The sequence below is a fragment of the Photobacterium gaetbulicola genome (assembly GCF_003025515.1).
Taxonomy (GTDB): Bacteria; Pseudomonadota; Gammaproteobacteria; order Enterobacterales; family Vibrionaceae; genus Photobacterium; species Photobacterium gaetbulicola.
Genome location: NZ_PYME01000045.1, coordinates 1 through 18,531 on the forward strand (window position 1 = coordinate 1; position 18,531 = coordinate 18,531).

Genomic DNA, 18,531 nt, shown 5'->3' on the forward strand with positions numbered 1-18,531 from the left:
TTTTGCCGTTTGCTTCCTTCAGATCCCACCTCACGGTGGACACCCTTGCATAGGCTAACGGTTCTCGCTCGACTGAGCCCGTAGAGGACTTTCACCTCCTAGAACAACGCCATGCTCGGCGCACCAACAAAAAAAGCTGCCGAACGGCAGCTTTATCGAGTAAGGTCATTAAGGTAATAGAAGAGACGCCTAATAGAGGTGCTGGGCCGCTCGCTCCGTCTGGATTAGCCAAACCGGTTTGGTGCTGGTTTTCAGCCAGACCCGATGCAAATAGCTATACAGCCGCGAGCGTGTTTCCATTGCGGTGAACATCATGACGGGAAAGGTCACGATACCAACGGTGACAACAAACGCACGGCGAACGAAGATACGCAATGGAGAGTAGCGAGTGTACATAACGCCTCCTTGGCCAAGCAAAACAACAGACTGGTCTTATTGTTCTAATCTATTGAAATAACCTAGAGTCAACACTCTAAAAAAGGCTGTTTAATAGTCAATATCATTATAAAAAGAAAGGTCTTATAGCGAAATGTCTATTCATTACAATAAAACTACGCCTAGTGAACATGCTAATAACAGCTTCAACGCTATACTTGCCCTCCCACCTCTGTTAAATGGCCACCCGTTCATTGCTAACCAGCGCTGGCTGAATGAATTTGCCAGTAACGCCATTCCCCCAAAAGGCATCGAGTACCAAGGTGGGCGCCGTTTAGGCTTTTTTTATCAATGGCTATGGCAGCAACTGATCGTGCACCATCCGTGCTATGAGCTACTTGCCGAAGAAATCCAGCTCAGTGTCGACAAACGTACGCTCGGCGCGGTCGATTTCCTGGTTAAAGACTTGCGTACGGGGGAAGTAGAACACTGGGAAGTAGCGATCAAGTTTTACCTGGCGTTTGAGCTAAGGTGGCCTGGTCCCAATGCCCGTGACGATCTGGATACAAAAGCCAACAAGATGTTAACCCACCAGCTGATGCTGTCTGATCATCCGGCCTTTATTGACCAGTACCAAGCACAATTTGGCCCGATAAGTCAGCGGCGGCTTATTATGCAGGGGCGATTATTTTATCCCGCCTTTAGCGATTATTCCGGTTCGGGTATCCAACTTGCTCAAGAGGCCGCCCAAGGCTTGTGGTGCTATTCAGAGCAAGTCGCTAGGCTCAACTTGAGGTCTATCGCCAAGCCCGAGTGGATTGCCCCACCCCGCTATCGACAAATTGCCGAAGAGCCAGCCCTCACGACGGTCAGCAACCCGACGATGGCCATCGCTCCCGATGACAAAGTATGGTTTGTCATGCCCGAACACTGGCCTCATTCTTCGATGAAAAAGCCATAAAAAAACGCCCGCTGTTATAAGCGGGCGTTTTCACAATCAATCTCGAGAGGCTACAGGCCAGCGTCGGCAAATACCTTGCTGACAATTTCCTGTGCTTCTTTCTCAATCAAGGCCAAATGCTCTTTACCCTTGAAGCTCTCGCAGTAGATCTTGTAGATATCTTCTGTGCCCGATGGACGCGCAGCAAACCAACCGTTTTCCGTGGTTACTTTCAGGCCACCGATCGCAGCACCGTTGCCCGGCGCATGGGTCAAGCGTGCAGTGATCGCATCACCAGCCAGCGTTTCAGCTGCCACCATCTCAGGAGACAGCTTGCTAAGTACTGCTTTCTGCTCACCGTTAGCCACTGCTTGTAGGCGGTTGTACTCAGAAGCACCGTGCTTAGCAGCCAGCTCTTCGTAGTACTGCTGTGGGTTTTTACCCGTTACTGCTGTGATTTCAGCAGCCACGAGGCAAAGCAGGATACCGTCTTTGTCAGTTGACCAAGGCGTACCGTCCATGCGGAGGAAAGAAGCGCCTGCACTTTCTTCACCGCCGAAGCCAAGCTCACCGCTGTAAAGACCATCAACAAACCATTTGAAACCAACCGGTACTTCACACAGTTCACGGCCCAGATCAGCAACAACACGGTCAATCAGCGCGCTAGATACCAGAGTCTTACCTACTGCCACTTGCTGTGCCCAATCTGGACGGTGGCGATATAGGTAATCAATACATACCGCTAGGAAGTGGTTCGGGTTCATCAAACCCGCAGGCGTTACGATACCGTGACGGTCGTAATCTGGGTCGTTACCGAAAGCCAAGTCGTACTTGTCTTTGTGCGCCAGCAGGCCAGCCATCGCGTAAGGCGACGAGCAGTCCATACGAACCACACCGTCTTTGTCCAGCGACATAAAACGGAAGGACGGGTCGATAGACTCATCCACCAGCGTTAGATCCAGGCCGTAATGGGCGGCGATCTGACGCCAGTACTCGATACCAGAACCACCCAGCGGATCGACACCAATTTTCAGGTTGGCTTTCTGGATAGCTGCCATATCGATGACATTAACCAGATCGTCAACATACGGTGCAACCAATTCACGCTCTTCAACTAAGTCGCTCGCAAAAGCCTCTTCAATTGAAACGCGCTTAACGCCCGCCATACCCGCAGCAATGATCTCATTAGCGCGAGTTTCAATCGCAGTAGTGAGCGCACCTTCCGCCGGGCCGCCGTGGACCGGGTTGTACTTGATCCCGCCGTCTTGCGGTGGGTTGTGCGACGGCGTGATAACAATGCCGTCAGCCTTAGCATCATGCGCTTTGTTGTGGCACAAAATTGCATGCGATACACCCGGTGTTGGGGTATAGCCACGATCCTGCTGGATCACGACCTGAACACCATTCGCCACTAAGACTTCAAGCGTCGAAGTGAACGCCGGCTCCGACAGGGCATGGGTATCTTTACCCAGGAAAAGTGGGCCAGTTACGCCATTGGCAGCTCGAACTTCAGCCACGGCCTGGGCAATCGCCCAGATATGGTGCTGGTTAAACGTCCCTTTGTCGGCGGTTCCGCGGTGACCAGAGGTGCCGAAAGCAACCTTCTGCTGCGGGTTTTGAGCACTTGGCTCAATCAGGAAATAATTTGCCACCAACGCTGGAATATTGTGCATATCTTCTTGCTGGGCGCGCTGCCCCGCACGAGGATGAATAGCCATTAACGTATCCTTGTAAAAACTAATTTGGCATATGCCGGTTAAATTTCACCGCAAACTTTTTCAATGATATCGGCGCCAAAGCTCATCTTGACCATCAGCTGCTCAACCATCTGGCGTTTACGATCAGTATTCGTGTTCGTGATCACCCAGAAAGGCGTATTCGGAATCTGCTTAGGCTTGGTCGTCTTGCCACTAGCCAGCAGTTTCTCTTCAGTGTCGGCGAAGTAAATGCGGGTACGCCCCTTAATAGCAGCCGCTTCAGAGAAACCTTGAGGATCAATACGATAAAGCGAGGTTAATACCAGCATAAATCGGCCAATCGCTTTTTCCTGGGCAGCAAACTCGTCAGAAATCAACAATGAGCGCATTTCTTTTACGCGATCGGTATTTGGGACCACGTTGCCCGCATCTTTGCTCACCACTACGCCTTTCGGACGTACCGGCATCACCACCTCATGCTGCAAGGTAGCTACAGATTGATCAGGCATCATCAGCAAGCGGCGCAGGATGTCCGAAGCACTTTCACCAATGTGCTGGGTCTGGCTCGCGATATAACGATATAGCTCTTCGTCTACCTCAATAGTCTTCATCGTAGTGTTCATTATCGTTCCGTTTAAAAATCACCGAGGGATTATAACGTGATCCGAGGTTATACTCTACGGTAAAGCGTTAACTACAAGAGAAAATAGTCAGTGAATCTTCATTACCAAGTCGATGGCCAGGGCGATGCGATCGTCTTGATCCACGGCCTGTTCGGCAGTGCCGACAACCTTGGCCTGATGGCCAGATCATTGAAAGATAAATATAAAGTGATCAGCGTCGATCTGCGCAACCATGGCCGCTCCCCGCACAGTGCTCACTTTACCTATCGCGAAATGGCGCAAGATGTCCTTGCGGTTGTCGACCAGCTCGACATCGAACGCTTCTCGCTAATTGGTCATTCTATGGGCGGCAAGGTGGCAATGGCAGCAACCGAGCTCGCCGCTGCCCGTATCAACCACCTACTGGTATTGGATATGGCCCCGGTCCATTATCATGTCCACCGCCACCAGAATGTCTTCAACGGCCTGCGCGAAGTCTCCCGCCACACCGTCAGCAAGCGCAGCGACGCCGAGCCACTGCTGGCCAAACACGTGCTCGAGCCCGGCGTACGCCAGTTCCTGCTAAAATCTTTCGCCAAGCAAGACAACGGGCAATTCGACTGGCGCTTTAATGTCGAAGGGCTGATCGCCAATTACGATACCATCATGGGCTGGCAGGATATCTCCCCGTTTACCGGCAAAACCTTGTTCATCAAAGGCCAGAACTCAGAATATATCCTGCCCGAGCACCGCAGTGCGATCGGGCAGCAGTTCCCCAATGCCAAGGCCCATCTGGTCGCCAATACTGGGCATTGGTTGCATGCAGAAAAACCTGAAACGGTCAATCGCATCATTTTGAACTTCCTGCTAGCTGCTGAGCGTTAACAGGCAGGCCTCGTCTATGGTATAGTGCGCGTCTAGCTCAAAAATGACGATAATGTGGAAAGGAGACACTAATGTTGTACGAGCATATGGATTTGCTTGAATCTATTGGGCTGGATTTGCTCTTTGCCGCGATATTTTTCTTTATCGGCATGGCCATCAAAGATGTGCTAAAACAAGGTGATGTTCCACCTTTCGGCCGAAAAATCGTCTGGCTGGTACTTTTCCTTGGATGTGCCGGATTTATCACCAAAGGCCTAATCCAAATCAGCTGGGAAGGCGCAGGCATCGGCTAAAACTGAACGAATACTGTTTGTGATTGCCAAAAGCAGCCGTAAGCTGACTTTACCTTCCGCGATCACCGACCGTCAGGGTATACTCCTGACAAGGCTATTTCTATCGTTGGCAAGTAGGCTAACGGTCAACATTAATAACGGGTAATTTCTACTATGGCAAGTGTAGGACTCTTCTTTGGTAGCGACACTGGTAACACAGAAGCGGTCGCTAAAATGATCCAGAAACAACTGGGCAAAAAGCTAGTTGAAGTCAAAGATATCGCGAAATGTAGCAAAGAAGATATCGATAACTTTGACCTACTGTTGCTAGGTATCCCAACTTGGTACTACGGTGAAGCACAGTGTGACTGGGATGACTTCTTCCCTGAGCTGGAGCAAATCGACTTCTCCACCAAACTGGTTGCTATCTTTGGTTGTGGTGATCAGGAAGACTACGCTGAGTATTTCTGTGACGCAATGGGCACGGTACGTGAAATCGTCGAAGGCCGTGGCGCGACAATCGTTGGCCACTTCTCTACCGAAGGCTTTGAATTCGAAGCGTCAAAAGCCCTAGTCGATGACAATCACTTTGTTGGCCTGTGTGTCGACGAAGACCGCCAGCCTGAACTGACAGAAGAGCGAGTTCAGAAGTGGGTTAACCAGGTGTATGATGAAATGTGCCTAGCCGAGCTAGATGACTGATCATCCCAACAGTGAGAAACCGACATGCCGGGCTTTATGCCCGGCATTTTTTATTTATTATTAGTTAGGTTATCGCCCGCGCGCCCTCAAGCGTATCCTTGTCACCATCCTCGCAAGTTGCACGATACTGTGGCTTTTTACGGACATACAATACCCGCTTCACCTGTGACACCACTTCCCCTTGGGTATTTTTCACCTGTACCACAAACTCAGGGAAGTATTTGTCCCCACAAGCCGTCGCAGCCATGATCTGTCCGAGCTGATCTTCGCTGATCAAAAAGTCGGCAAACAGATCCGTATTGCCGGGCTTGAGATAGTGAATTTCGGCCTGCTTATCCCAGATAAAATATTCTTTTCCGAGGATCCCTATCAGCATCAATGCATACACCGGATCGGTCAGCGAAAAAATGCTCCCTCCGTATTGAGTACGATTAGCATTTTTATTCCACCATTTTAACTTTAGCTGGATCCTCACTTGGCGAAAATCCTCAGAAATACGGACAATACGTATTCCCGCCCCCCAAAAAGGAGGCCACATATTCAGGGCAAACTTGACGATTGGCGGCCGGAAGAATCGATACACGGCAATATTCCCTCATGGCAGGTACGATGAGTCAATCCTAACTCGCCACCGTACATTTTGACAACATCCAGGCAACAAAAAGAAAAGTTAGATATCAGCAAGATTGACCCGTTTTAAGGTTTATTGTTACCTTGTGGTCACTTATAATGAGGTAAGAAGAGAAAGACTACCGTATCATGAGGGTGCGGGTAGCCAATAGGAAACTCCAATGTCAGATAACAATCACGCACTAAAACAAGCTGGCCTGAAAGTAACCCTTCCACGCCTTAAGATTCTGGAAGTGCTACAACAGCCGGATTGCCAGCATATCAGTGCTGAAGATTTGTACAAGAAGCTGATCGATATCGGTGAAGAAATTGGCTTGGCGACGGTATACCGCGTTTTGAACCAATTCGACGATGCCGGCATTGTAACGCGCCACCATTTTGAAGGTGGTAAGTCTGTGTTCGAACTCGCGACACAGCATCACCATGATCACTTGGTTTGCCTTGACTGTGGCAAAGTTATTGAGTTCTCTGACGAAATTATCGAAGAACGTCAAAAAGAAATCGCTTCTAGCTTCAACGTTCGCCTAACCAACCACAGCCTGTACCTATATGGTCACTGTATGGAAGGCAACTGCCAAGAAGACGACACCTTGCACGACAAAAAATAATTAGGCCCAAGTAAAAAACAATAAGGCCAGGAGCTCAACACTTGGCCACTCAATCAGCCTATCTGTTCTTGTTGGACAACATAAAAAAACCAGCCCGCAGGCTGGTTTTTTCATATCGGGCTAATACCGGCTTAGTCGCCAATTTTTGCCCAAGTATCGCGCAGACCAACGGTGCGGTTAAAGACCAGCTTCTCTTTCGAGGAGTCTTTGCTGTCCGCACAAAAGTAACCCATACGCTCAAACTGGAACGCTTTCTCCGCTTCGGCGTTAACCAATGAAGGCTCAACAACCCCATTCATCACAGTCAGTGATTCAGGGTTAATAACAGAAACGAAATCATCGGCTGCGCCAGGGTTTGGCACCGTGAATAGACGGTCGTACAAACGGATTTCAGCCGGAACACCCTGCTCGGCAGATACCCAGTGGATCACGCCTTTTACCTTGCGGCCATCGGCAGGGTTCTTGCCTAGGGTTTCGTTATCGTAAGTACAGAAGATAGTCGTAATATTACCGTCTTCGTCTTTCTCGATACGTTCAGCCTTGATCACGTATGCGCCACGCAAACGGACTTCTTTACCCAGTACCAGACGCTTGTACTTCTTGTTCGCTTCTTCGCGGAAGTCCTCGCACTCGATGTACAGTTCACGGGTGAACGGTACTTGGCGGCTGCCCATCTCTGGCTTGTTCGGGTGGTTTGCCACGTCCAGCATTTCAGCATCGCCATCGAAGTTTTCGATCACAACCTTGACCGGATCCAGCACAGCCATCGCTCGTGGTGCGTTCTCGTTCAGATCATCACGAATGCAAGATTCCAGCGAGCTCATCTCGATGGTGTTGTCTTGCTTGGTGACACCGATACGCTTACAGAACTCACGGATTGATGCCGGCGTGAAGCCACGGCGACGTAGGCCAGAGATAGTCGGCATACGTGGGTCATCCCAACCGTTAACCAAGTTCTCGGTCACCAGCTGGTTAAGCTTGCGCTTGGACATCACCGTGTATTCCAGGTTCAGGCGGCTGAACTCGTACTGGCGCGGCTGGCAATCAATCGTGATGTTATCCAGTACCCAGTCGTACAGACGGCGGTTGTCCATGAACTCCAACGTACAGATAGAGTGCGTAATGCCCTCCAGCGCATCGGAAATACAGTGGGTGAAATCGTACATCGGGTAGATGCACCACTTGTCACCGGTCTGGTGGTGAGTCGCAAAACGGACACGGTAGATGACCGGATCACGCATCACCATAAATGGTGAAGACATATCGATTTTAGCACGAAGACACATCTTGCCTTCTTCCACCTCGCCGTTCTTCATTTTTTCGAACAGCTCAAGGTTTTCTTCTACGCTGCGATCACGGTATGGGCTGTGCTTACCGGCTTCGGTAAGGGTGCCACGGTATTCGCGCATCTGCTCTGGACTTAGCTCATCAACATACGCTAAGCCTTTATTAATCAATTCAATAGCAAACCCGTATAGCTTATCGAAGTAGTTCGACGAGTAACAAATCTCACCGCTCCACTCAAAGCCCAACCAGTTAACATCGTTCTTAATAGACTCAACGTATTCGATGTCTTCTTTCTCAGGGTTAGTATCATCGAAGCGAAGATTACATTGGCCCTGGTAGTCCTGAGCAATACCGAAGTTCAAACAAATAGATTTCGCATGGCCGATGTGCAGGTAGCCATTAGGCTCCGGCGGGAATCGGGTATGTACGCTTGTATGTTTGCCACTTGCTAAATCCGCATCAATGATCTGGCGGATAAAGTTAGTTGGACGAGCTTCAGATTCACTCATCAATTACACCTCGTGTGCTTACAGGATTTTTTAAGTCCCCTATGATCCATAAATATAGGGGCCGACTCAACAAATAGTGTACATTGTTTGTCGATATGAATAAAAAAACCCCGCAATCGCGCGGGGTATCAGAGAAAATCGGCCGAAACAGGCGGGGGCTCCCCCGCCAATATTCACTACAGTGTTACAGAGCGGCTAAAACGCTGGCCGTCAGCGCTGATCGCACGGACCTCGACAGCACCAGCCACGGCCGGCTTACGATTGGCATCATAGGCCTGCCACGTCGCGCCCGAATCGGTCGAATACTGCAGTACCAGGCCCGGCATGCTGACGTTCATATGCAGCACACCCGCCTCGACCTTGGCTCCCGGTACCGGTACCCGGTACTGGATCCCTGCCGCATCAAGCTTGGCAAGCTCGCGCTGCCCCAGCAGGTTGGCAAAACGTGCCCAATCGCGATGCCGTGAGACCTTGTCGACATACTGAGTCGCCTGACTGTACTCCACACCCGGCTGGTAGTCACGCTCCCAGCTGGCCCGGTGCCAAGCACGCTCTGCCGCCGCCAGCAGCCGTGGGAAAACCATGTATTCATACTGCTCGTCGGTGCGAACTGTTTCACTCCATAGCTGGGCAGACATGCCATGGAAGCCATCAAACTTGGCTGTCCCCTTGCTGGCAAAGCCATTACCGTCGCGATCCACCGAGGTTTCGGCATTCTGCGGCAAGTTTTCCGGCGCAAAGCCGAACATCTTGCGGGTATCAGTTGCCCGGGTTGCCCAGTAGTAGCCCCGCTCTTGCGGATCCACTTCGTAAGGCATATCCATGTAGACATAATCCGGGTTCGAAACAATCAGATCATAGCCCTTCGCAGCCCAGTCGTAAGCCGAAGCACCGCCGCCCCAGTAAAGTACATCCCAGAAGTTGACTCGGACATTATCGGTGGCAAACGCATTGGCGTCCTCAGAATACTTCAGGCCATCCTGCCAGGCCTGGAAGTTCGCAATGCCCTTCCCTGCCACCACCTTGCTGACCTTCTCGGCAAAATAGCTTGGCAGGTGCGCGTAATCCGACACCACACCATCGGCAATGGCCTGCTGGCACATTGGCGATTTGGCAAACGGCTGGTCTTGCTTTGACAAGTCCAAATCGCCTTTCCACTCGACCTTGTCGGTCGCATTGATATCCTGGAAACCGGCTCCTAGTTTGATGTTCTTGGCTTCGTCACCGCCGAAATGCCAAGTGTTCAACGGCATGCCCGCTTGCTGGTGCATCGCCGCCATTTCAGTGATCACCTTGTCGACAAAGTTCAGCGAAGAATCCATACATGGGTTGATGAAGCTGCGCTTGTCGTAGAACTGCACCGTGGTGACATTGGAGGTATCTTGCGGATCCATCAGACGGTACTGGTTAGCCGCCGCCAAATTGCCCTCTGCCGCCAGGCGCTGGTAGCGCGCTTCCATCGCAACAACCGCTGCGCGTGAGTGGGCCGGCATATCAATTTCCGGGATCACCTCAATACCGCGCGCTTTGGCATATTCCAAGATCTCAAGATAGTCCTGCTTGCTATAGAAACCCGAACCGAAGTTATTGCTATCCGGTCCCGAGCCCAGCTGCGGCAACAGACAAGAGGTTTCTGACAAGTCATGGCAGCGCTGGCCACCGATGTCCGTTAGCTCAGGCAAGCCCGGGATCTCGATACGCCAGCCTTCATCGTCTGTCAGGTGGAAATGGAACTTGTTCAGCTTGTACGCCGCCATCTGGTCAAGCGTACGCAATATCGCCTTTTTCGAGTGGAAGTTACGGCCGACATCGACCATCACCCCACGGTAGTCAAAGCGAGGCGCATCCGTGACTTCCAAGGTTGGAATTATCTGCTCGGTACCGGTTCCCATCAGCGACATCAGTGACTGCAAGCCATAGAATGCACCTTGATAGTCATAACCGGTAATGACCGTTTGGCCATTGTTGATTTCGAGCTGGTAGGCACCAGAGATCTTATTGGCCAGGTCAAAACTCTGCGGGTCTAACACCAGCTTAACCGGATACTGGCCCTGGCTGTTCACTCCCAAGGTTGCCATGCGCTCAATTGCTGCTTCCAGCATTGGGGTTGGCATTGCCTGGTTATCAATCCGGATCCCGTTAGCAAGTGACACCGCGCTGCCGGTCAGGCGCGTTTCCAGCGGGGTCGGGATGATAGTCCCCGCCAGCTCTTCCTCGGCAATCAGCGCCACATCGCTGTTCTTGTCAAAGCGGGATTGCGCCGTCGCCAGGATATTGCTGTCGGTCGGTACGCGCTTCCAGTTCTCGCCATCGATTGGCGAGAGGTAAGCGGCCGGATCATCGTGATCCATGCTGGCCAGCGTACGCGGTTCAGAGTCACCTGCTACCACATAGGCGCGCGGCATATAGTCATTTTCGAACAACGTCCAGTATTCACCGATATACGGGATCACCACGCTCTCACCTGCCGCGAAGCCCTGGAACTTGTCCGTTGGCTCTAACGTATGCAGATCGCCGGTGATATGCGTTACTTTGAACTGTTCGTTCTGAACATCCAGAATCATGCGGATACTGTGGAAGTAAATTTTCCAATCAGTATTGGTCAGCGCCGGGCCGTTATTAGTCAGTGTCAGGTTGATCAAATCACATGACGCCCACTCTGCGGCCAGCTTGCGACAGTTAAGCCCCTCGTTGGCACCGTGGTTGGTCACAACCTGGTAGTTGACCCCCAAATTCTCAGCTAGCATATCGACCAGTTGCTGTTCCGAAGTCGCTGTTGATTGAGGCGCACAACCTGCTGTCGCCAAGGCGACTACAGAAGCAAGTAGACTTAAATTGAATGTTCTCACGAGTAACTCCTTCCCGATCACCAGGGCAGTACCAACCATTGGTACCCCTCTGGGCAAACAAACATAACAATGATCTGAAACCGCAGGCACCACGTATCGTCCTTGCTAAAAAAGGCACGAGCCTGCAAGGAAATCTTGGTTAATACAGTGCGAGGTAACAGGTGATTGCTGAGTCTGAATCAATATCGGCCTCCGAATGGAGGCCGATAGGGTCGTTAGCTATGACTTAGGGCTAAGTCATTAAGGAAGTTTTACCGCTGATAGGTCTTCGTTTGGCGATACTTTTTTCATCTCGCCAGCAACGATTTCAGCTAGTGGGCCTAGGATAACCTGTAGGTTGTTCGAACCAAGCTTAACCACACCCATTGCGCCTAGTGCTTTCAACGTTTTCTCATCAGCAAGGCTGCTGTCTTTCAGAGTTAGACGTAGACGAGTGATACATGCATCGATGTTTTCTAGGTTAGATACACCACCTAGCGCAACGATGTATTGCTTAGCAAGTTCACCCGTTTCCTGAGAACCAGTGGCATCAGAAGCTGTTTCATCTTCGTCTTCACGACCAGGAGTCTTCAGGTTGAACTTGATAATAACCGTACGGAAGATTGCGTAGTATAGGCCGAAGAATACCAGACCTTGAACAACCAGCATATACCAGTTAGTTGCTAGCGGGTTACGGCTCTGAAGCACCATATCTACCAGACCTGCAGAGAAGCCGAAGCCTGAAATCCACTGCATTGACGCTGCGATGTACACAGAGATACCTGTTAGTAGTGCGTGCAGTACATATAGGCCTGGTGCTAGGAACATGAATGCAAATTCTAGTGGCTCAGTCACACCGGTGAAGAAAGAAGCGAAACCAGCAGCAATCATGATTGAAGCAACTTTCTCTTTGTTCTCCGGCTTAGCTGTGTGGTACATCGCCAACGCTGCACCTGGTAGACCGAACATCATGATTGGGAAGAAACCACCCATGTAGATACCCGTAACACCCGGAACAGCAACACCTGCATCAATAGAGCCCTGACCACCAAGGAAGTTAGGAAGGTCGTTGATACCCGCTACGTCGAACCAGAATACCGAGTTCAGTGCGTGGTGTAGACCCACAGGGATCAATAGACGGTTGAAGAAGGCGTAGATACCAGCACCGAACTCACCAAGCCCCTGGATACCTTCACCAAAGCTTACTAGCGAGTTGTATACCGCAGGCCAGATGAACATCAGTACAAAGGCAATAAAGATACCGGCAATCGACATCAAGATTGGAACCAGGCGCTTACCCGAGAAGAATGCCAAAGCTTTATGCAGCTCAACATGCGAGAAACGGTTGTAGATCTCGGCAGCAACGATACCCACTAGGATACCAACAAACTGGTTATTGATCTTACCAAAAGCCGCAGGTACTGCACTTGCGTCGATACCTTGGATGTTTGCTACTGTTCCTGGAGCAAGTAGCGTGGTCACAACAAGGAAACCAACGAAACCGGATAGTGCCGCCGCACCGTCCTTGTCTTTGGACATACCGTAAGCAACACCGATAGCAAACAGTACAGACATGTTATCGATGATTGCGGAGCCCGCTTTGATCAAGAAGGCAGCCAGTGCACTGTTGGCACCCCAGCCGTTCGGATCAATCCAGTAACCAATACCCATTAGAATTGCAGCTGCAGGCAGCGTGGCAACTGGCACCATCAACGCTTTACCTACTTTTTGAAAATATCCAAGAATATTCACCCTTAGTTCCCCCTATGGTTTTCTTAGATTCGATGTTGGATAACTTATTTTAGTTACCCGATTAAGTTACTTGCAGTTTAAGAATTTTATTTCGCCCCGCAAATTAAAACGTCATCATTTGTGATCTCAGTCACCAGTAAGGGTAATTAACGGGCGATTTTGCTAGCTCGATCATAAAACTTATTTTATCATGCAAAACAAATGCGATAACACGCTATGATTAAATTGTAATTTATATATGGAATGAGGTGTCACTGTGAGACTAATCCCACTGAATGAAGCTAAAGATGTAGGTTTGTGGTCTGCTCGCTATATTGCTGATCGTATTAACAAATTTAAGCCAACAGCGGAACGTCCTTTTGTCCTGGGCCTACCAACTGGTGGCACCCCGCTAGCAACTTACAAGCGCCTTATCGAGCTTTATCAAGCCGGTGAAGTAAGTTTCAAGCATGTCGTCACCTTCAACATGGACGAATACATTGGTATTCCGGCTGACCACCCAGAGTCATACCGTAGCTTCATGTACAACAACTTCTTCAATCACATTGATATTCAAGAAGAAAATATCAACTTGCTGAACGGCAATACGGAAGATCACGAAGCGGAATGCCAGCGTTACGAAGACAAAATCAAGTCTTACGGCAAAATCAACCTGTTCATGGGTGGCGTGGGCAACGACGGCCACATCGCATTCAACGAGCCGGCATCTTCACTAGCGTCTCGTACCCGCATCAAAACCCTGACGGAAGATACCCGCATCGCGAACTCCCGTTTCTTCGATGGTGATATCAACCAGGTACCTAAATACGCGCTAACTATTGGTGTAGGTACGCTGCTAGATTCCGCGGAAATCATGATCCTAGTAACGGGCCACAACAAAGCGCTTGCCCTGCAGGCCGCCGTTGAAGGTTCTGTGAATCACCTATGGACAGTATCAGCGCTTCAGCTTCATCCTAAGTCACTGATTGTTTGTGATGAACCATCAACCCAAGAGCTGAAAGTGAAGACGGTTAAGTACTTCCAAGAGCTAGAAGCTGAAAACATCAAGCACCTGTAATAAAGGAGTTATTCATGTACGCGCTAACCAATTGCCGTATCTTCACCGGTAGCGATGTGCTGAATAACCACGCCGTCATTATTGACGGCGTGAACATTCACGCGGTCTGCCCAGTCTCAGAACTTCCAACGGATATCGAAGTCCGTGATCTCGATGGTGCCAATCTCACCCCAGGCTTCATCGACCTTCAACTCAATGGTTGTGGCGGCGTCATGCTCAACGACGAAGTCAATGCCGACACCATCCACACCATGCACCGTGCCAACCTGAAATCAGGCTGCACCAGCTTCCTTCCGACGCTTATCACCTCTTCTGACGAAGACATGAAAGCCGCTATTGCTGCCGAGCGAGAATACCAAAGCAAATACCAGAACCATTCACTGGGCTTGCACTTGGAAGGGCCATACCTCAATGTGATGAAAAAAGGTATCCATTCGGTTGACCATATCCGTCGCTCAGATAACGAGATGATCAACACCATCTGCGAAAACGCCGATGTGGTCACCAAGGTAACCTTGGCGCCGGAACAAAATGATCATAGCCATATCGAGCAACTGGTCGAAGCTGGTATCGTGGTATCGGCCGGCCACACCAATGCGACTTACGTAGAAGCTCGCAAAGGCTTTGCGTCAGGCATCACCTTCGCCACCCACCTGTTCAATGCCATGACGCCGATTGCTGGCCGTGAGCCGGGGATGGTCGGGGCTATCTACGACACGCCAGAGGTGTATACCGGGGTGATTGCAGACGGTTTCCACGTCGATTATGCCAACATTCGCATGGCACACCGCATGAAGGGCGACAAACTTGTTTTGGTCACCGATGCAACTGCACCTGCAGGAGCAGACATTGATCACTTTATTTTTGTCGGCAAGAAAGTATATTACCGTGATGGCAAGTGTGTTGATGAAAATGGCACACTTGGCGGTTCGGCACTAACCATGATCGAAGCAGTTCAGAACAGTGTCGAGCATGCAGGTATCGCCCTGGACGAAGCGATTCGCATGGCAACCCTCTATCCTGCTCGCGCGATTGGCGTTGATCAGAAATTGGGAGCCATCAAAAAAGGCATGGTAGCAAACCTGGCTATTTTTGATCGTGACTACAAGGTTCGGGCGACTGTTGTTAACGGTGAATACGAGCAGAATTAACTATGACAGGCGGACAAATTGGTAATGTTGATCTGGTAAAGCAGCTAAATAGTGCAGCTGTTTACCGGCTCATCGACTTGCAAGGCCCTATATCGCGAATCCAGGTAGCTGATGTCAGTCAGCTTGCACCTGCAAGTGTTACTAAAATCACCCGCCAACTGCTGGAGCGCGGCCTGATCAAAGAGGTCGCGCAGCAGGCTTCCACTGGAGGCCGGCGTGCAATTTCGCTGACTACTGAGTCAGCCCCTTTCCACTCGATCGCCATTCGACTTGGGCGAAACTACATCGAGCAAACCATTTACGATCTCAGCGGTAAATACATTGTCGGTACCGCGCATCCTTTCCATTACACCAGTCAGCAAGAGCTCATCGATGGCTTGCTCGAACATATCCGCAAGTTCATTGCCGACAACCAAAATGTGCTGCGTGAGCTGGTCGCCTTCGGGATCACCCTGCCAGGTCTTATCGATCCGGAAAGCGGCGTTGTCGAGTACATGCCGCACATCGAAGTCGACAATCTCCCGCTGTCAGAAATCATTACCGACAAATACGGCGTTGCCTGCTTTGTCGGCAACGATATCCGCGGCTTGGCGTTGGCCGAACACTACTTCGGGGCAAGTAAAGACTGCAAGGATTCAATCCTTGTCAGTGTCCATCACGGAACCGGGGCTGGGATCATCGTCAATGGCCAGGTTTTTCTAGGCTATAACCGCAATGTCGGTGAAATTGGCCACATCCAGATCGACCCGCTCGGCGACAAGTGCCAGTGCGGTAACTTTGGCTGCCTCGAAACCGTTGCAGCCGATCCGGCGATTATCCGCCACGTCAAGAGCCTACTCACGCAAGGTTACCCAAGCTCGTTGCAGGAGCTGGAAGAAGTTACCATGCCGGCTATCTGCGATGCGGCAAACAAGGGAGATGAATTGGCGAGCCAGGCCCTGATCAAAGTCGGCAACCAGCTTGGCAAGGCCTTGGCAATGACGATTAACTTGTTTAATCCCCAGAAAATCATTGTCGCGGGTAATATAACCCAAGCCAAAGACGTCGTTTTCCCGGCGATTCGCCGCTGCGTAGAGACCCAGTCGCTGTCAACCTTCAACAAAGACCTGCCAATTGTCGAGTCTGAGCTGTATACCCAGCCAACGATTGGCGCGTTCTCCATGATCAAGCGCGCGATGCTCAACGGTGTCTTGCTGCAGCGCTTGTTGGAAGAGTAAGAAACACACAGAATAGCTGTCTAAGTTATTCATCCTGTTACAAAATATTAAGGGCAGCCTCCAGACAGGAGACTGCCCTTTGTGTTATATTCCGCCATCAATCATTGAGTCGTACTCGCAGGGCCTGTACCTTGCAGCACGCCACAGCAAGCAGCCAGTCCACACCTCTAATAAATCTACTTTGGGCCTGGCCAAGAACCCGTAAGGAACGTCAGCCTAGCATGGAACTTATCTATATTATCGCCGCCTTCTTGGCCGGCTTTATCGCACTGCGGTGCAAACTGCCCCCACTGGTGGGCTTCCTCGTCGCAGGGTTTGCCCTAAACACGGCAGGCTATACCTCCACCCCGGTACTGACCACCCTCGCGGATCTTGGGGTCACCCTACTGCTATTTACCATCGGCCTGAAGCTCGATGTCAAAACCCTGCTCGCCAAGGAAATATGGGGCGGCGCCACCCTGCACAATCTGCTCACGACCGGCCTATTTACCCTCGCCTTGCTGATCCTCAAGCAGCTCGGCATTGGCATGATGGCCGATCTGGAGGTCGCCCAGCTGGCCCTGTTGGGCTTCGCCCTGTCGTTCTCCAGCACGGTATTTGCAATCAAGGTGCTACAGGAAAAAGGCGAGCTTAATGCCACTTACGGTACCCTCGCCATCGGGATCCTGGTTATGCAGGATATCTTTGCGGTGATCTTCCTGACCGTCTCAACCGGCAAGATCCCGGAAATCACGGCCCTTGCCTTATTTGCCCTGCCGCTGCTACGCCCGTCGCTGTTCAAAATCCTCGATCGTGCCGGCCACGGCGAGATGCTGGTACTCTACGGCGTCTTCCTTGCGCTGGTTACCGGTGCTGGCCTGTTTGAATTGGTCGGCATGAAAGCCGATCTCGGTGCGCTTATCATGGGAATGATGCTCGCGGCCCACCCCAAGTCATCAGAGATGTCCAAGTCGCTGTTCAACCTCAAAGAGCTGCTGCTGGTTTGCTTCTTCCTCAATATTGGCTTGGCCGAGCAACCGACCCTCGACGGACTGCTGATGGCACTGCTACTGATGGTAATGCTGCCGCTAAAGGGGATCTTGTACTACGTCATCTTCAACCTGTTCCGCTACCGGGTCCGTACCTCCCTGCTCGGCACCCTGACCCTGTTTAACTACAGCGAATTCGGCCTCATCGTCGGCGGCCTCGCCTACAAGATGGGGATGTTACCGGGCAGCTTTCTGGTCGCTATCGCGATTGCGGTCTCGCTCTCTTTCCTTATCGCGGCACCGCTCAACAGCCTGGGCCACCGCCTATACAAAGATGCCTCGAAATGGCTCAAAGAGTTCGAACCGGAAAAGCTCAATGCCAGTGATCGCCTGATTGACCTGGGCGACAAGCAGATCCTGATCTTGGGCATGGGCCGGATCGGCAGTGGCGCCTATGACGAACTGGTCGAGACCTATGGCAATAACATCATCGGGGTCGAAACGCGGGAAGATTCGGTCTTGCAGCATCAAGAGGAAGGCCGCCATGTGATCCATGGCGATGCCACCGACCCTGACTTTTGGGCGCGGGTTATTTCCAAACAAAATATCAAACTGATCCTGCTCGCCATGCCTCATAGCCATGCCAACAGCTTTGCCCTGGAGCAAATTCGCGAGCGCAACTATCAGGGGCAGATTGCAGCTATTGCCAAATACAGTGACGAGGAGCAAGAGTTGACCGCTTTAGGGGTCGATGCCGCCTTCAATATCTACCAAGAAGCCGGTAGCGGTTTCGCCCGTCATGTGTGCGAACATTTGACGCCGCAAATTAAGTCAAACTAATTGTTATCGCTTCTAACCAAAACGGCAGCTTCGGCTGCCGTTTGTTTTTGTGTGCAAAATATCACCCACAGTTAAATAAAATTCGGTATTTTTTATTATTTTTAAATTTTATTCACTGTTAGCTCTTTTTGTTTGTTGATTTGAAGTTGAAGGTTGCAATTTATTATTGAATACGCAATTTTAACAATTAACGAAAGGACAGCAAAGACGT

The 18,531-nt window shown here is 50.8% G+C and carries 16 protein-coding genes; 9 read left to right on the forward strand and 7 right to left on the reverse strand.

Annotated elements, in window-relative coordinates; genetic code table 11:
- Positions 1-189 precede the first annotated feature (189 nt).
- Positions 190-396, reverse strand: coding sequence for a DUF2517 family protein (locus tag C9J03_RS25125; protein ID WP_044622785.1), 207 nt, complete (start codon positions 394-396; stop codon positions 190-192).
- A gap of 133 nt (positions 397-529) precedes the next feature.
- Between C9J03_RS25125 and C9J03_RS25130 the strand changes: the two genes are divergently transcribed.
- Complete coding sequence (locus C9J03_RS25130; protein WP_044622784.1) at positions 530-1,336, forward strand: DUF1853 family protein; 807 nt, start codon at positions 530-532, stop codon at positions 1,334-1,336.
- A gap of 50 nt (positions 1,337-1,386) precedes the next feature.
- Here C9J03_RS25130 and pgm read toward each other — a convergent pair whose 3' ends face one another.
- Both pgm and seqA read right to left on the reverse strand, forming a co-directional pair.
- Entirely contained in the window at positions 1,387-3,033 is a 1,647-nt protein-coding gene (pgm, locus tag C9J03_RS25135) for a phosphoglucomutase (alpha-D-glucose-1,6-bisphosphate-dependent) (protein ID WP_044622783.1), read from the reverse strand.
- Between the two features lie 38 nt (positions 3,034-3,071).
- Positions 3,072-3,623: a replication initiation negative regulator SeqA gene (seqA, locus tag C9J03_RS25140; protein ID WP_039462939.1), complete on the reverse strand. Its 552-nt coding sequence runs from the start codon at positions 3,621-3,623 to the stop codon at positions 3,072-3,074.
- 102 nt (positions 3,624-3,725) lie between these two features.
- Here seqA and C9J03_RS25145 point away from each other — a divergent pair, with 102 nt between their 5' ends.
- The 3 genes from C9J03_RS25145 to fldA all read left to right on the forward strand — a co-directional run bounded on the left by C9J03_RS25145 (position 3,726) and on the right by fldA (position 5,473).
- Positions 3,726-4,499 (forward strand): alpha/beta fold hydrolase, encoded by a 774-nt coding sequence (locus tag C9J03_RS25145; protein WP_044622782.1) that lies wholly within the window; start codon positions 3,726-3,728, stop codon positions 4,497-4,499.
- Between the two features lie 71 nt (positions 4,500-4,570).
- The gene (locus C9J03_RS25150; protein WP_039462901.1) at positions 4,571-4,792 is read left to right on the forward strand and encodes a DUF2788 domain-containing protein; all 222 of its coding nucleotides are present in this window, start codon (positions 4,571-4,573) and stop codon (positions 4,790-4,792) included.
- Positions 4,793-4,945: 153 nt separating this feature from the next.
- Positions 4,946-5,473 carry a flavodoxin FldA gene (gene fldA / locus C9J03_RS25155; protein WP_039462903.1) on the forward strand — a complete coding sequence of 176 codons (528 nt, stop codon included), beginning with the start codon at positions 4,946-4,948 and terminating at the stop codon, positions 5,471-5,473.
- Positions 5,474-5,537: 64 nt separating this feature from the next.
- Here fldA and C9J03_RS25160 read toward each other — a convergent pair whose 3' ends face one another.
- The gene (locus C9J03_RS25160) at positions 5,538-6,056 is read right to left on the reverse strand and encodes a DUF4442 domain-containing protein (protein ID WP_044622781.1); all 519 of its coding nucleotides are present in this window, start codon (positions 6,054-6,056) and stop codon (positions 5,538-5,540) included.
- Positions 6,057-6,264: 208 nt separating this feature from the next.
- Between C9J03_RS25160 and fur the strand changes: the two genes are divergently transcribed.
- Complete coding sequence (fur, locus tag C9J03_RS25165) at positions 6,265-6,711, forward strand: ferric iron uptake transcriptional regulator (protein ID WP_039462908.1); 447 nt, start codon at positions 6,265-6,267, stop codon at positions 6,709-6,711.
- A gap of 131 nt (positions 6,712-6,842) precedes the next feature.
- Here the strand turns inward: fur and glnS are convergent, their stop codons facing one another.
- The 3 genes from glnS to nagE all read right to left on the reverse strand — a co-directional run bounded on the left by glnS (position 6,843) and on the right by nagE (position 13,087).
- Positions 6,843-8,507: a glutamine--tRNA ligase gene (gene glnS, locus C9J03_RS25170; RefSeq protein ID WP_044622780.1), complete on the reverse strand. Its 1,665-nt coding sequence runs from the start codon at positions 8,505-8,507 to the stop codon at positions 6,843-6,845.
- 176 nt (positions 8,508-8,683) lie between these two features.
- A complete protein-coding gene (locus C9J03_RS25175) occupies positions 8,684-11,356 on the reverse strand; it encodes a beta-N-acetylhexosaminidase (RefSeq protein ID WP_420813028.1) in 2,673 nt (890 codons plus the stop codon).
- Between the two features lie 240 nt (positions 11,357-11,596).
- Positions 11,597-13,087, reverse strand: coding sequence for an N-acetylglucosamine-specific PTS transporter subunit IIBC (gene nagE / locus C9J03_RS25180; protein WP_044622778.1), 1,491 nt, complete (start codon positions 13,085-13,087; stop codon positions 11,597-11,599).
- 256 nt (positions 13,088-13,343) lie between these two features.
- On the opposite strand from nagE, the gene nagB reads away from it, so the two are divergent.
- The 4 genes from nagB (at position 13,344) to C9J03_RS25200 (ending at position 18,320) form a co-directional block, all read left to right on the forward strand.
- Positions 13,344-14,144, forward strand: coding sequence for a glucosamine-6-phosphate deaminase (nagB, locus tag C9J03_RS25185; protein ID WP_044622777.1), 801 nt, complete (start codon positions 13,344-13,346; stop codon positions 14,142-14,144).
- 14 nt (positions 14,145-14,158) lie between these two features.
- Entirely contained in the window at positions 14,159-15,295 is a 1,137-nt protein-coding gene (gene nagA / locus C9J03_RS25190; protein ID WP_044622776.1) for an N-acetylglucosamine-6-phosphate deacetylase, read from the forward strand.
- 2 nt (positions 15,296-15,297) lie between these two features.
- A complete protein-coding gene (gene nagC, locus C9J03_RS25195; RefSeq protein ID WP_044622775.1) occupies positions 15,298-16,512 on the forward strand; it encodes a DNA-binding transcriptional regulator NagC in 1,215 nt (404 codons plus the stop codon).
- 221 nt (positions 16,513-16,733) lie between these two features.
- Positions 16,734-18,320, forward strand: coding sequence for a cation:proton antiporter family protein (locus C9J03_RS25200; protein WP_044622774.1), 1,587 nt, complete (start codon positions 16,734-16,736; stop codon positions 18,318-18,320).
- Positions 18,321-18,531 lie beyond the last annotated feature (211 nt).

Coding starts and splice junctions, on each gene's coding strand:
- C9J03_RS25125 (WP_044622785.1), bottom strand. CDS start 396: ATGTACACTCGCTACTCTCCATTGCGTATCTTCGTTCGCCGTGCGTTT.
- C9J03_RS25130 (WP_044622784.1), top strand. CDS start 530: ATGTCTATTCATTACAATAAAACTACGCCTAGTGAACATGCTAATAAC.
- pgm (WP_044622783.1), bottom strand. CDS start 3,033: ATGGCTATTCATCCTCGTGCGGGGCAGCGCGCCCAGCAAGAAGATATG.
- seqA (WP_039462939.1), bottom strand. CDS start 3,623: ATGAAGACTATTGAGGTAGACGAAGAGCTATATCGTTATATCGCGAGC.
- C9J03_RS25150 (WP_039462901.1), top strand. CDS start 4,571: ATGTTGTACGAGCATATGGATTTGCTTGAATCTATTGGGCTGGATTTG.
- fldA (WP_039462903.1), top strand. CDS start 4,946: ATGGCAAGTGTAGGACTCTTCTTTGGTAGCGACACTGGTAACACAGAA.
- fur (WP_039462908.1), top strand. CDS start 6,265: ATGTCAGATAACAATCACGCACTAAAACAAGCTGGCCTGAAAGTAACC.
- glnS (WP_044622780.1), bottom strand. CDS start 8,507: ATGAGTGAATCTGAAGCTCGTCCAACTAACTTTATCCGCCAGATCATT.
- nagA (WP_044622776.1), top strand. CDS start 14,159: ATGTACGCGCTAACCAATTGCCGTATCTTCACCGGTAGCGATGTGCTG.
- nagC (WP_044622775.1), top strand. CDS start 15,298: ATGACAGGCGGACAAATTGGTAATGTTGATCTGGTAAAGCAGCTAAAT.
- C9J03_RS25200 (WP_044622774.1), top strand. CDS start 16,734: ATGGAACTTATCTATATTATCGCCGCCTTCTTGGCCGGCTTTATCGCA.